This is a genomic window from Rhodoferax sp. (assembly GCF_023700745.1).
GTDB lineage: Bacteria > Pseudomonadota > Gammaproteobacteria > Burkholderiales > Burkholderiaceae_C > Rhodoferax.
Genome location: NZ_JAMPYG010000004.1, coordinates 105,768 through 118,921, shown reverse-complemented (window position 1 = coordinate 118,921; position 13,154 = coordinate 105,768). Strand labels below are relative to the sequence as shown.

The following is a 13,154-nucleotide window of genomic DNA, read 5'->3' as shown; positions in this document are numbered from 1 at the left end:
CCTTCGAGCGGTATCAGGCCACCAGCGCCAGTGCGCCAAAGTCGCCCACACGCTCCCCCAGGCCGGCGCTGACCAGTTCGCAGCCATTTGTCAGGGCGGGCAATTTGCCTTGCAACTCGGCGCGCAGGCGGGGCAGCAGGTAGTCGCGGTGATGCCAATAAACACTTCCGCCAATGCTGATGCGTTGCAGGTCAAGCGTGGCGATCAGGTTGTAGAGCATGCGCCCCATCACCCGGCACAGCGCATCAATCAACCCGATCGCGGTGTTGTCCCCTGCATAAGCCGCCATGAAGAGCGCTGCAGCATCCGGATAACCCAGTGGCAGAAAACGCCGGGCGATGGCGTTACCCGCCACCAGGCCTTCGACATCGCCCACGTTGCCGCAGCCGCACAAGGCATCGTTGTTGTCGCTGACAAACAGATGGCCGGCATGGCCGGCGTTGCCATTCTTGCCGCGCAGCACATGGCCATCGACACACAGGCCGGTGCCAATGCCGGTGCTCCAGGTCACGTAGGCACAGTTGGCCAGCGCCACGCCGTCCGTTTGCAGGGCGCCCCAGCGCCGCTCGGCCTCGAGCGCGCCAATGCCGTCGTTTTCGACCCGAACCTGGGCAAAAACAGCGCGCAAGGGGGCTTCGAGCAGGGCGGTGGGCCAGTCGTTGGGCAGGCCGCGTGCCTTGCCCGCCAGACCACCGCAGATGTTGGGCGCGGCCAGCTCGACCAGGCCCTGGTTCAGCACAAACGGGCCGCAGGAGGATACCCCGACACGCGCAATGTCTGACGTCTGAACGCCGGCCAGCGCACAGCTCTGGTCGATCAGCCGGATGATCTGCTGCGCCAGTGCATCGTTGTGACCCTGGGTGGCGGTTGGCTCGGTGAGCTTGCCGTGGCTGCCCTGCTCATCGACGATGTTGACCGCCACCTTGGTGCCGCCAATGTCGACACAGGCCACCGCTTTGCTACCAGCCGGCAGGCGCAAGCCCTCGGTCAAAACGTGGGTGGTCATAAGAATTGGCTCAAAAATGAAAAAACATCAGCCCCGACCATAGTCGTCGCCCAGGCGCACGATGTCGTCTTCGCCCAGGTAGGTGCCAAACTGTACTTCAATAATTTCCAGGGGATCCGACGTTATATTGGCAAGCCGGTGCACCTGGCCCAGCGCAATGTCGCAGTGTTGTCCTACCGTGAGGTCAAAAGTTTCCGCACCGAGCGTGACACGGGCCGTGCCTTGCACCACCACCCAGTGTTCAGCACGTTGGCTGTGTTTTTGCAAGCTGATGCATTGCCCCGGTGACACGCCTATGCGCTTGGTCTTGTGCCCCGGCGCCTCAGCCACGGTTTGATACCAGCCCCATGGGCGCAGGGTGCACCCGGTACGCTGGGCAGTCTTGGGGTCGTTTGGCATGGTCATGGCGGTAAATTGTGAGGCCGCTATGCTAAACCCTGGCGTGGGTGCAGGTTACCTGGCCATTACGCCAATTGTTCAGCATGACGCGCCGTGATCGGATCTGGGTCAAACAGAAACTTGATTCCATTTGCGACGGCCGACTTCCTTGAGCAAGTGCTGCTTGAATGCCAAGGCCAGCGGCGACAATTTTTTGCTCGAGGGATGGACGATGTGCCAAGCAGAGGGCAAGGGGAAATTCTCAACGTCAATCACACAGACGCCATGTTCTTTTTGGTGACCGTGCAGGGCGTGGCGTGAAATCACACCAACACCCAATCCTCCCGCCACGGACTCCTTGATCGCCTCATTGCTTCCCAATTCGAGTCGAACGTCAGGCCGGAACTTCATCTTCCGAAAAAACTGATCTCCAGTCATGCGCGTTCCGGAGCCTTTTTCGCGCAGGATGAAGCGGCGCTGCGCTAGCTCATGCAAGGGCACATGATTCCGGCTGGCCAGAGGGTCCGAGGTTGGGGTAATCAGCACAATCGGATTGGCCATGAATACATCGTCGCCCAGGTCCATGTCTGGCGGCGGCTTCGACATGATGTAGAGGTCATCGCGGTTCTCGCGCAGGCGATGCACCACGCCGTCACGGTTGAGTATTTCCAATGAAACGTCGATCGAGGGATGTTTCTCGCAAAAACTGCCGATCAGGCGTGGCATGAAGTATTTTGCGGTGCTGACCACCGCAACCCGCAGTTTGCCCCGCGACAGGCCTTTGACTGCGTCCACGTTCTGCTCAAACGCATCCCAAATCTGCGTCATGGCGCGCGCGGTCGCAGCCAATTCCTTTCCCGTGTCGGTCAGGTAGATTTTCTTGGCCACGACTTCGTAGAGCGGCAGCCCCACGGATTGGGTCATTTCTTTCAATTGCATGGAGGCTGTGGGCTGCGTCACATGCATTGCCTTGGCGGCCGAGCTGACGCTCCCAGTGTCTGCCAACGCCTGGAACAGCCGCAATTGGCGGAAGGTGAGATTCATAGACTTTTATCTATACAAAGATGTATGTAAATCGATTTTACTTTAACTCCTGAAAATCTTAGGATACCCGGAAGGAAAAAAAAATGCACAACCTACTTGATCCAGCCATCCTGTTCTTCGTGATCGGCGTCGTTGCCGGCACCGTCAAATCGAATCTCGAAATACCCCACGCCATCTCAAGGTTCCTGGCCTTGTACCTCTTGATGGCGTTGGGGTTGAAGGGTGGTTTTGCACTTTCTCATTCAGGCCTGACGGCCAGCGTGGGCGCCAGTCTGGCAGCAGCCGTCTTTCTGGCCGTCTGCATTCCGCTGTTGGGCTACTGGATCCTGCGGCGTTTTGTTTCCGGTTTTGATGCAGCGGCAGTTGCCGCAACTTACGGGTCGGTCAGTGCGGTCAGCTTTGTCACGGCGGTCCAATATCTGGAAAATCAACAGCTGCCATATGGGGGGCACATGGCCGCGGCAATGGCTTTGATGGAGTCACCGGCCATCATCATGGCGGTTGTCCTGGCCAACGCGCTTCGCCAAAAGGCCAGCTCTGGCTTGATCGCCCTCGGTGGGGGCGTTGCCGGTTTGAGCGCTCAACCGGTCAGACAGGGGGGAGCGTTGGGGAAAATCCTGCATGAATCGTTCACGGATGGTGCGCAGTTGTTGCTCCTCGGCGCGATGGTCGTGGGGCTGCTCACTGGTGACGCCGGAAAGGTCGCCATGCAACCCTTTTCAGGCGACTTGTTCAAGGGCATGCTGGCGTTCTTTTTGCTCGACATGGGCTTGCTGGCCGCACGCAATTTTCCTCCGGCACAGGCCAGGTCGCATGTGCTGATTGCTTATGCGGTGTTGGGGCCGATTTTGCATGCCAGTCTGGCGTTGGGCCTGGCTTTCCTGCTGAAACTGCCGACCGGCGATGGCGTCTTGCTGATGGTCCTTGCTGCGAGCGCCTCTTACATTGCGGTACCCGCCGTACTCCGTCACGCACTGCCCGAGTCAAATCCAGCCCTTTATTTTGGCCTGAGCCTTGGCATCACTTTTCCCCTGAACATCATGGTCGGAATACCCGGTTACACGGCAGTGGCGCGAGCGGTTCTGCATTGACGCATCTTGCGTCGTGACATCCGGCGGATCAACACCTGACGCCAGGCTGTCGGGTTACGTACGTCAGCTGTGCGGCAAATGCTGCCGCGTCCAGCGCACAATGTCTGCCGCGCCCATGGCACCGGCCTGGCGCGCGACCTCCCGACCGCCAACAAACAAGGCCAGCGTGGGAATGCTGCGGATATTGAAACGCGCGGCCAGATTCTGCTCGGCTTCGGTGTCTACCTTGGCCAGCCGCACCGCAGGTTCCAACTGGGCAGCAGCCTGCTCGAAGGCGGGCGCCATCTGGCGACAGGGGCCGCACCAGGGTGCCCAGAAATCAACCAGCACCGGGATCTGGTTGCGCTGGATGTGGCGCGTAAAACTGGCTTCGTTGAGCATCACCGGGTGGGCGGTAAACAGCGGCTTGTGGCAGCTGCCGCAGTCTGGCGCGTTGCCCAAATTGGCGCGGCTGACGCGGTTGGTGGTGTGGCAATGCGGGCAGACAAGGTGCAGGAAATCGGTCATGGCAAATCCTTTCAGGTCCTGTAAATGGACACGCCCGGCATGAATTCAAGCGCCAGGATTAAAGGAATTTGGCAATCGCAGCCGCCACCAGGCTCAGCACAATGGTGGTTGTCAGCGGAATAAAGAATTCCTTGCCAAAAACCTTAAAGCGGAAATCACCTGGCAATTTGCCAAAGCCAAGACGCTGCAACCAGGGTGTGACGCTGTTGATCAACACCAGCACCAAAAAAACAACGATGAGCCAGCGGAACATAAGTCGGGCCCTGCTTACAGGGTGTGCGTTTTGTCGCCCAGATCGAACCCCAGCGCCTGCCAGGGATCGCCCTTGTAAAAACCGATCACCTTGAAGAGTTCACCCATTTCATGCTCCATGATGAGTTTTTGCGCCATGACCCGGGTTGGCAGGTCAGCGGCTTCCATCTGCTGGAGCAAGCCGCAGTTCATCAGAAACCGGCCCTGGTTGCAGTAGCCGAGCACGCCCAGGCCGGCGTCGATGCCGGCCAGCGCAATGCCGGTAAAGTTGACGTGGGCGGTGATGTCTTTCTGGCCGACCCGAGTCAGCGGATCTGGGTCCACCAGATGCGCCTGGTGGCACATCACGGTGCCCATGTGGCGCTGCGGGTGATAGTACTCGGCCTGCGGGAAGCCATAGTCGATCAAAAACACCGCGCCGCGTGACAGCCTGGCCGCCAGCGTGCGCACAAAGGATTCTCCTTGCTGGTGGATTTCGGTCAGGTAATCCTGGGGTCCATCAATGGCCAGTGGTGGGCGCAGCGCTGTGGGCCGGTCGGCCCAGGCAAAAGTGGGCGTGCCATTGGTGTCAACCATACCTTGCACGACGCCGCGCTCATGCCACTCGCCATGCACCCGCGCCAGCAATTTGACTGGCATGGCATCAAGCACCTCGTTGCCCAGCACCACGCCCTGCAAGTCGTCCGGCAGGGTGTCGACCCAGCGCACTTGTTCCGCAAAGGCAGCCAAAGTGGCTTGCTGGCGGGCGCGCAGACTGCTTGAAATGTCGACGATGGTGTAGCGCGGCAAGGGCATGCCCTGGGACTGCAGGGCTTGCAGAACCTGCAACGCCAGCGCGCCCGAGCCGGCGCCAAATTCCCAGATTTCCTGCGTTTTTGTCACCTCAAGCGCCTGCGCCACCTGTTGCGCCAGCGTCCAGCCAAACAACGGCGTGATCTCGGGCGAAGTGACGAAGTCGCTGCCGGCCATCCGCGCACCGTCCTGTACGGTGTAGGGCAGGGCGCCAAATTTGGTGCTGCCGTGGGCGTAGTAACCCAGACCGGGGGTGTACAGGGCCAGGTCCATGAAGACATCGAAACCAATCCAGCCACCGGCCTCAAGAATTGTCTGGTTGATGTGGCTTGCGAGCTCGCTCGTTAAACTGTGGGGTGTTGTCATAACCTGGAATTGTCCCCGAATGTCTCACCCTGTCGCGTTGCCGTAGTGTCCGGCCCCATTTTCATTGCCCCATTTCTTACACCATGACCTACTACACCAGCAGCCATACTTTGGGCCAGCAAATCCTGACGCTCACCGGCCTGCGTTTTGATGCCAATTTAGGCATCCTTGAAGCCGAAAAAATCGCACCGCAACCGATCCAGGTGGATGCCGAACTGAGCCTGGGGCTGCAAGCCCTGCTGCCGTCAGACGACGACATCATGCACGTGCTGGACTACCGCAAGGTGCGCAAAATCATCATTGACGAATGCACCGCTGAGCACGTCAATCTGCTGGAAACGCTGATTGGCAAGCTGGCCAACCGGCTCATGCAGCTGCCAGGTGTCAAGGGCGTGCGCGTCAAGATCGCCAAGCTCGAAATTTTTGCCGACTGCGAAGTGGCCATTCGCGTTGAAACCGGCCAGTGGAACAAGGATTAAGCGATGAATGCAGTCTGGACCGACATAGAAACCCAGGACGTCAACCTGACGCCTGACCCGCGCACCCCGGAGGCCGCGGTAGCGCGCGAACCCAAAATAGAGCGGGAAATCCACAAACTCGAGAAACGCCTGTGCCGCCAGGTTGGCCAGGCCATCATCGATTTCAACATGATCGAAGAGGGCGACCGCGTCATGGTGTGTGTGAGCGGTGGCAAGGACAGCTACGGGCTGCTCGACATCCTGCTGAAATTGCAGAAGCGCGCGCCGGTCAACTTCGAGATCATTGCCGTCAACCTCGACCAGAAACAGCCGGGTTTTCCAGCGCACATCCTGCCCGAATACCTGGCCAAGCTCGGCATCGAGTACCACATCGAGACCCAGGACACCTACAGCATCGTCAAGAAAGTGGTGGCCGAGGGCAAGACCATGTGCAGCCTGTGCAGTCGGCTGCGCCGCGGCATCTTGTACCGGGTCGCCGATGAGCTCAAGATCACCAAGATTGCGCTGGGTCACCACCGCGACGACATGCTGGCCACCTTCTTCCTGAACATGTTTTTTGGCGGCAAACTCAAGGGCATGCCGCCCAAGCTGGTGAGCGACGACGGCGGTCACATCGTGATCCGGCCACTGGCCAACGTGGCCGAGAAAGATCTCACAAAATGGGCCGCACACCGGCAGTTTCCGATCATCCCGTGCAGCTTGTGTGGCAGCCAGGAAAACCTCCAACGCCAGTTGATTGGCCAGATGCTGCGCGACTGGGAAAAACAATACCCGGGACGCACCGAGACCATGTTTACGGCTTTGCAAAACGTCGTGCCTTCCCATTTGATGGATGCCAGTCGCTATGACTTCAAAAACATCAAAATCACTGGACAGGCCGATGCCGAAGGTGACAAGGTCTTTGACGAGGAAGAATTTCCGCTGCCCAAATTGGCGGATTTTCAGGTCGTTCAGCTCTGATGGTGATGGCAATCCAGCTGCCCAGGATGACGATGTTCTTTCACTTGAAATTGAAGGGTAATAGGTTGTTCGCCGCGATAAATATGGCGAGGTTGGCCTTGTTGACTGTGGTTTTTCTGGCCACGGGTTGCACCAGCGTGCGACTGATTGACAGCCAGGTCAACAGCTTTGCGCCGCAAGTGATCGCTGCAGGTTCCAGCTACCAGTTTGAGCGTCTGCCTTCCCAACTGGCTGATCCGGTGAATCAGGCCAGGCTGGAAAAACTGGCCGAGCAGGCATTGGGCAAAGTTGGCCTGAAACGTCAAAATGGAAGCCTCTTGCGCGTTCAGGTGACCGCGGTGCAGCGTCAGGAAAATACGGTCAATCAGAGCGGTGTGGGTATTGGCTGGGGTCTGGGCTGGGTGGTGGGTCATGGCGAATTGAGTGTGGGCAGCCGTGGCACCCTGTTGCCATGGCTGGAGACACAAACCAGTTATTGGCGCCAAGTCAGTTTGATTATCCGCAACGCCGCGGGTGCGGTGGTGTTCGAGAGCCACGCCAGCCATGATGGCATCTGGGCCGACAGTGACGCGGTATTGGCCGCCATGCTCGATGCTGCCTTGCAGGGCTTTCCGACGCCGCCGGCCGGTGTGCGCCGCGTCAACATTGAAATTCCTAATTAATGCAAGTAACCCGCATCATTGCCATCCGCCACGGAGAAACCGCCTGGAACGTCGATACACGCCTGCAAGGCCATCTTGACATTGGGCTCAACACCAAAGGCGCCTGGCAGGCCGGGCAAGTTGCGCGCGCACTGGCTGGTGAAGCTGTCCAGGCCATCTACACCAGCGACCTGCAACGCGCCTGGCATACCGCTAACGCCATCGCGCAAACCACCGAGGCACCGATGGTGGCCAGCCGGGATTTGCGTGAGCGCTGCTTTGGCAGTTTTGAAGGCAAGACCTATGTCGAGCTTGAAGCGCAGTGGCCCGACGACGCGCTGCGCTGGCGCAAGCGGGAGCCCGACTGGGCACCACCTGGCGGCGAATCGCTGCTGGCCCTGCGCCAACGCATCAGCCGCACGCTGGCGGTCATGGCACAACAACATTTGGGTGGCCAAATCGTGCTGGTTGCCCACGGCGGTGTGCTGGACGTGCTGTACCGGCTGGCCACTGGTCAGGAACTGCAAGCCCCGCGCACCTGGCACCTGGGCAACGCTGCCATCAACCGCCTGCTGTGGACGACCGAAAGCCTCACGCTGGTGGGCTGGGGCGATACCCGCCACCTGGAAGAAGCGACGCTGGACGAAAGCAGCGTCTGACGCTGTCCCGGTACAGCGCAAGAGCCTTCAACCAGACCCCGTCACTGCGGGCGTAGCGCGGCAGTCCATGCCGTCGGAAGTCATGGATTGCCTCGCTTGCGTATCGCAATGACGACGTTTTTTGACGTTAACATGGTCATTTTTGGCTACCCATCCATGGAGAATCTCAGTGCAGCTCGTTTGTCTTGACCTTGAAGGTGTCCTCGTCCCTGAAATTTGGATCGAGTTTGCCCGTCGTACCGGTATCCCGGAACTATCGCGCACCACCCGCGACGAGCCCGACTACGACAAGTTGATGAGGTACCGGCTGGACCTGCTCAAGACCCACCAACTGGGCCTGCCCGATATTCAACAGGTGATTTCGGAGATGGGACCGATGGCCGGGGCACGCGACTTTCTGGACGCGTTGCGGCGCGACTACCAGGTCATCATCCTGTCAGACACTTTCTACGAATTTGCCATGCCGCTGATGGCCCAGCTCAACATGCCGGTGCTGTTCTGTCACAAGCTGGAAGCCGATGCCAATGGCTTTCTGGTGAACTACCACCTGCGTATGCCGAACCAGAAAAAAGAAGCGGTACAGCGCTTCCGTGAACTGAAGTTCAACGTGATTGCCGCAGGCGACTCGTACAACGACACCGCGATGCTGGCCGAGGCCAATGCCGGCATCCTGTTTCACCCACCGCAGAACGTGATCGACGAGTTTCCCCAGTTTCCTGTGACGCTGAACTACACCGAGCTGCGCGCCGAAATCGATCGGGCGGCCCGGCAGCTTTGCCTTTGAACGAGCCAGAAAAGGCCCTGATCCGAACCCTGTCGGCTTCCAGCGTATCGGTCGGCTCAAATTATGGTGGCGCCGCCGAGGTGCTCTCAGGCAGGTCTTCGCCAGGGAGTTCCAGATCCATTGCGGTTTGCACCTGATGCAGGGGGGCTTCGTTCTGGCGCCAGAGCTTGTGTTCTGACGCTGTCATCAGGGAGCCCACGCGCACCCCCAGCAGGCGCAGTTTTTGCTGTAACGGCACCCGCTTGAGGCAGTGGCCGGCATGGTGGCGGATCGTGGCCGCATCGGCGGTGTAATGGGGCAGCGTCGTGTCACGGGTGGCGCTTTTGAAATCGTCATAACGCAGCTTGATGCCGATGGTTCTGCCGACATAGCCTTTGCGCACCAGATCTTGTGCCACCTGTTCGCACAGGCGGGTAAAAATGGCACCCAGCTCGGCTTTGTCGCGCACTGCGTGCAGGTCGCGCTCAAACGTGGTTTCGCGGCTGATGGACACAGGCTCACTTTCCAGCACCACGGGGCGGGAGTCCACGCCGTGGGCGGCGTCAAACATCCAGGCGCCTGTTTTCTGGCCAAAGTGGTCGATCAGCCAGCCCACGTCTTTTTGCGCCAGCTCGCCGATGGTGTGGATGCCCAGTTGCTTCAGTTTTTCATCGGCCTTGGGTCCGATGCCGTTGATTTTGCGGCAGGCCAGCGGCCAGATCCTGCTTTCCAGATCGTCCTCGAACACGATGGCGATGCCATTGGGTTTGTTGAATTCGCTGGCCATTTTGGCCTGCAGCTTATTGGGTGCCACGCCCACAGAGCAGGTCAGCCCGGTGGCGTCAAAAATGGCTTTCTGGATCAGTCGCGCCAGCACCCGGCCACCTTCGCGCTGGCCGCCGGGGACCTGGGTAAAGTCGATGTACACCTCGTCAATGCCGCGGTCTTCCATCAGCGGGGCGATGTCCAGGATGATGTCCTTGAAGGCGCGGGAATAGTGCCGGTAGGCGGCAAAGTCGACCGGCAGCAAAATCGCCTCGGGACAGAGCCTGGCTGCCTTCATCAGCCCCATGGCCGAGCCCACGCCAAACTGGCGCGCCGCATACGTGGCGGTGGTGATGACACCGCGCCCGCTGTAGTCCTGCAGTCGGGGAAAATCGTTCACCGGGATTTTGTGCAGGGGGCGCTCGCCCTGGCGTTCTTTCAGATCGTCGTCCTGCGGCCTGCGCCCACCGCCAATGACGAGTGGCAGCCCTTTGAGCTGGGGGTAACGCAGCAACTCCACGGACGCATAAAACGCGTCCATGTCCAGGTGGGCAATGCGGCGTAGCGGGGCAGTCCGTGGAGTGTTCATGACGCCCTGATTTTCGGGGCAAATGGGGCCGGCTTGTGGGCTTGGGCGCAATGTGGCATAAAGTGGTGCAATTGCCTGTATCTCTCATGAGCCAGGTCAAAAAAGATCACGCCATTCCGGTTAAGCTCAGCCTCATTTGCAACAAGGACTATTTGTCAATAGGTGGCTTCATGGACAAGCATTTTTTGAGTTCTCTGTTTTCACCGGCCTCGATCGTGGTGTTTGCCGGCAAGCCCGAGGAGCCCGACACCCTCACGCCGCAGGCACGCGTGCTGCACCAGACCATTTCGGCCCAGCGCTTTACCGGTAGACTGATTTTCCTCGACATTCATGCCAGTGGCACCCTGGCCGACCTGGCCGCTGTCAATGCCGACTTGGCCATCATTGCGCTGCCGGCCGCCGAGGTTGCGGCCGCTTTGGAAATTGCCGGGCGCATCAAATGCCGTTCAGCCCTGGTGATTTCCAGCGGCATTGAGGCCGCTCTGGCAGCCGATCTGCACAAAATGGCGACGCGGGACGGCATTTATCTGTTGGGCCCCAACAGTCTGGGTTTTCAGCGGCCGCACCTGCAGCTCAACGCCAGTGTGGCGGGTGAGCTGGGATCGCAGGGGCCACTGGCGCTGGTGTCGCAGTCGGGGGCGCTAACGGCAGCGATTCTGGATTGGGCTAAAAAGAACGCGGTTGGCTTTTCAACGGTGGTGTCGCTCGGACCCAATACCGCGGTGGACATGGCCCAGGTGCTGGATTTTCTGGCATCGGACGCCAAAACACACAGCATCGTGATTTACATGGAAGGCATCACCAATGCCCGGCGCTTCATGAGCGCGCTGCGCGCGGCGGCCAACGCCAAACCGGTGGTGGTGCTGAAGGCCGGGCGCAAGGCTGCCAGCAATCAGGCGGCCTTGACCCATTCGGGCACCATTGTGGGGAGCGATGACGTCTTTGATGCCGCACTGCGGCGTGCCGGTGCGGTGCGGGTGCGATCGTTTGTGGCCCTGTTCTCTGCAGCCAAGTGCCTGGCCTCGCGTTACAAGCCGGTGGGCAAGCGCCTGGCCATCATCACCAACGGCGGTGGCCCGGGTGTGCTGGCCGCTGATTGGGTGAGTGAAATCAATCTGACGATGGGGCGGCTCACGTCTGAGCAAGCCCTGGCCATCAAGCCGCAAATGCCGCCCCTGGCCACCCTGGCTGATTTGATTGACGTTTCGGAAGAAGCCGGACCGGAACATTTCCGGCTCGCCATCGAGGCCGTCAGCAAAGCGCCCCAGATTGACGGTATTCTGGTCATTTATTCGCCCAAAATGGGCTCTGATGGTGATGCCGTGGCCAGCGCCATGGCCAACTTCAATCGTTATGTCAGCAAACCCTTGCTGACATGCTGGATGGGCGATGCCACGGTGGGAGATGCCCGGAAAATTCTGAACGACGCCGCCATTCCCACCTTTCGCACGCCGGAGGCGGCAGTGGGTGCGTTTGGCAATATTGCCTCTTTCTACCAAAACCAGCAGTTGCTGCAGCAAACACCTCCCCCGTTGTCCGACCTGGCAAAGCCTGATGTGGAAGGCGCCCGACTGCTGATCGAGAGCGTGTTGGCCGAACGCCGCAAGGTACTCACCGAGATGGAATCCAAGGCGCTGCTGGCGGCTTTTCATATCCCGGTGACCAAGACGATTCTGGCGCGCAGTGCCAATGAAGCCATGATGATTGCCACCCAACTGGGTTTTCCGGTGGCGCTCAAGATCGACTCGCCGGACATCAGCCACAAGTCCGACGTGCAGGGCGTGGCGCTCAATATTCTGAATGCCACCAGTGTGCGCGACACCTACCTCGCCATGATCCAGACGGTGACCAAATTGCAACCCCACGCCCGCATCAACGGGATAACGATCCAGAACATGGCGAACCAGAAGCGCGGCCGTGAGGTCTGCGTGGGGCTGGTGACCGACGAACCGTTTGGCCCGGTGATCGCCTTTGGTGCCGGTGGCACCATGATTGAACTCATCAACGACCGTGCCATGGAACTGCCACCGCTGAACCAGTTCCTGGCCCGCCGCCTGATCGAGCGTTCGCGGGTGGCGGAAACCCTGGGGGTGTGGCGCGGCGCGCCGGCGGTCGACATGGAGGCGCTGGAGCAGATCTTGCTGCGCGTGTCGGAGATGGTGTGCGAATTGCCGCAACTGCGTGAGATGGACATCAACCCCATCATCGTTGATGAAACCGGTGCGCTGGCCGTGGATGCCCGCATTGTGGTGGACAACGCCGCGCCGTCAGTACGCCATTACAACCACCTGGCCATCCTGCCTTACCCGTCGCAGCACGAGCAGTTGTGTCCCTTGGCCGGCGGCGGCGAGTACATTGTGCGCCCGGTCCATCCAGACGATGCCACCATGCTGCAGGATTTTGTGCGCAGCCTGTCACCCGAGAGCCGTTATTTCCGCTTTGTGTCGAGCATGCAGGAACTGCCGGCCACCATGCTGTCGCGCTTCACGCTGATTGACTATGACCGGGAAATGGCGCTGGTGGCACTCATCACCGAAGAAGTCACCAATGCGCAAGGGGAAACCGTGGCGGCCACGCGGATCATTGGCGTGTCGCGCTACATCACCAACCCGGATCGCGCAAGCTGCGAGTTTTCGCTGGTGGTGGCCGACGAGTTCAAGGGGCGTGGCCTGGGTTCACGCTTGATGCTGTCAATCATGGACTTCGCCCGTGAGAAAGGCCTGACCGAGATCGAGGGCCTGGTGCTGGCCAACAACCCCAACATGCTCAAGCTCATGAAAGGGCTGGGCTTTGTCGTCAAGTCCTTCCCAGAAGACCCCGACTTCAAGCTGGTGACGCACCATTTACAGGTGGTCTGAGTTG

Annotated in this window: 14 protein-coding genes; 7 read left to right on the top strand and 7 right to left on the bottom strand. The window is 59.7% G+C overall.

The window, feature by feature from the left end; genetic code table 11:
- Window positions 1–13: 13 nt before the first annotated feature.
- The 3 genes from NDJ10_RS05805 to NDJ10_RS05795 form a co-directional block, all read right to left on the bottom strand.
- Window positions 14–1,006, bottom strand: coding sequence for an ROK family protein (locus NDJ10_RS05805; protein ID WP_296160251.1), 993 nt, complete (start codon window positions 1,004–1,006; stop codon window positions 14–16).
- A gap of 27 nt (window positions 1,007–1,033) precedes the next feature.
- Window positions 1,034–1,411 carry a phosphomannose isomerase type II C-terminal cupin domain gene (locus NDJ10_RS05800; RefSeq protein WP_296160250.1) on the bottom strand — a complete coding sequence of 126 codons (378 nt, stop codon included), beginning with the start codon at window positions 1,409–1,411 and terminating at the stop codon, window positions 1,034–1,036.
- Between the two features lie 102 nt (window positions 1,412–1,513).
- On the bottom strand, window positions 1,514–2,428 hold the full coding sequence (locus NDJ10_RS05795; RefSeq protein ID WP_296160249.1) for a LysR family transcriptional regulator: 915 nt from the start codon (window positions 2,426–2,428) through the stop codon (window positions 1,514–1,516).
- An 83-nt stretch (window positions 2,429–2,511) separates the two neighbouring features.
- Here NDJ10_RS05795 and NDJ10_RS05790 point away from each other — a divergent pair, with 83 nt between their 5' ends.
- Window positions 2,512–3,519: a sodium-dependent bicarbonate transport family permease gene (locus tag NDJ10_RS05790; protein WP_296160248.1), complete on the top strand. Its 1,008-nt coding sequence runs from the start codon at window positions 2,512–2,514 to the stop codon at window positions 3,517–3,519.
- Window positions 3,520–3,582: 63 nt separating this feature from the next.
- Here the strand turns inward: NDJ10_RS05790 and trxC are convergent, their stop codons facing one another.
- From trxC to NDJ10_RS05775, 3 genes are read right to left on the bottom strand one after another with little or no spacing between them, the layout of a single operon-like run.
- Complete coding sequence (gene trxC, locus NDJ10_RS05785) at window positions 3,583–4,026, bottom strand: thioredoxin TrxC (RefSeq protein WP_296160247.1); 444 nt, start codon at window positions 4,024–4,026, stop codon at window positions 3,583–3,585.
- Between the two features lie 58 nt (window positions 4,027–4,084).
- Entirely contained in the window at window positions 4,085–4,279 is a 195-nt protein-coding gene (locus tag NDJ10_RS05780; RefSeq protein ID WP_296160246.1) for a DUF2905 domain-containing protein, read from the bottom strand.
- A 14-nt stretch (window positions 4,280–4,293) separates the two neighbouring features.
- A complete protein-coding gene (locus tag NDJ10_RS05775) occupies window positions 4,294–5,436 on the bottom strand; it encodes an SAM-dependent methyltransferase (RefSeq protein ID WP_296160244.1) in 1,143 nt (380 codons plus the stop codon).
- An 83-nt stretch (window positions 5,437–5,519) separates the two neighbouring features.
- Here NDJ10_RS05775 and NDJ10_RS05770 point away from each other — a divergent pair, with 83 nt between their 5' ends.
- From NDJ10_RS05770 to thrH, 5 genes are all read left to right on the top strand, one after another.
- The gene (locus tag NDJ10_RS05770) at window positions 5,520–5,915 is read left to right on the top strand and encodes a dihydroneopterin aldolase (protein WP_296160243.1); all 396 of its coding nucleotides are present in this window, start codon (window positions 5,520–5,522) and stop codon (window positions 5,913–5,915) included.
- A gap of 3 nt (window positions 5,916–5,918) precedes the next feature.
- Window positions 5,919–6,875: a tRNA 2-thiocytidine(32) synthetase TtcA gene (gene ttcA, locus NDJ10_RS05765; protein WP_296160242.1), complete on the top strand. Its 957-nt coding sequence runs from the start codon at window positions 5,919–5,921 to the stop codon at window positions 6,873–6,875.
- 98 nt (window positions 6,876–6,973) lie between these two features.
- On the top strand, window positions 6,974–7,537 hold the full coding sequence (locus NDJ10_RS05760) for a DUF4136 domain-containing protein (protein WP_296160240.1): 564 nt from the start codon (window positions 6,974–6,976) through the stop codon (window positions 7,535–7,537).
- Entirely contained in the window at window positions 7,537–8,175 is a 639-nt protein-coding gene (locus tag NDJ10_RS05755) for a histidine phosphatase family protein (protein ID WP_296160239.1), read from the top strand. The genes NDJ10_RS05760 and NDJ10_RS05755 overlap by 1 nt, the downstream gene beginning before the upstream one ends.
- A gap of 169 nt (window positions 8,176–8,344) precedes the next feature.
- Window positions 8,345–8,959, top strand: a complete 615-nt coding sequence (thrH, locus tag NDJ10_RS05750; RefSeq protein WP_296160238.1) for a bifunctional phosphoserine phosphatase/homoserine phosphotransferase ThrH — start codon at window positions 8,345–8,347, stop codon at window positions 8,957–8,959.
- A 61-nt stretch (window positions 8,960–9,020) separates the two neighbouring features.
- On the opposite strand, the gene NDJ10_RS05745 is transcribed toward thrH, so the two are convergent.
- Complete coding sequence (locus tag NDJ10_RS05745; protein ID WP_296160237.1) at window positions 9,021–10,292, bottom strand: DNA polymerase IV; 1,272 nt, start codon at window positions 10,290–10,292, stop codon at window positions 9,021–9,023.
- Window positions 10,293–10,462: 170 nt separating this feature from the next.
- Here NDJ10_RS05745 and NDJ10_RS05740 point away from each other — a divergent pair, with 170 nt between their 5' ends.
- Window positions 10,463–13,150: a bifunctional acetate--CoA ligase family protein/GNAT family N-acetyltransferase gene (locus NDJ10_RS05740; protein WP_296160236.1), complete on the top strand. Its 2,688-nt coding sequence runs from the start codon at window positions 10,463–10,465 to the stop codon at window positions 13,148–13,150.
- Window positions 13,151–13,154 lie beyond the last annotated feature (4 nt).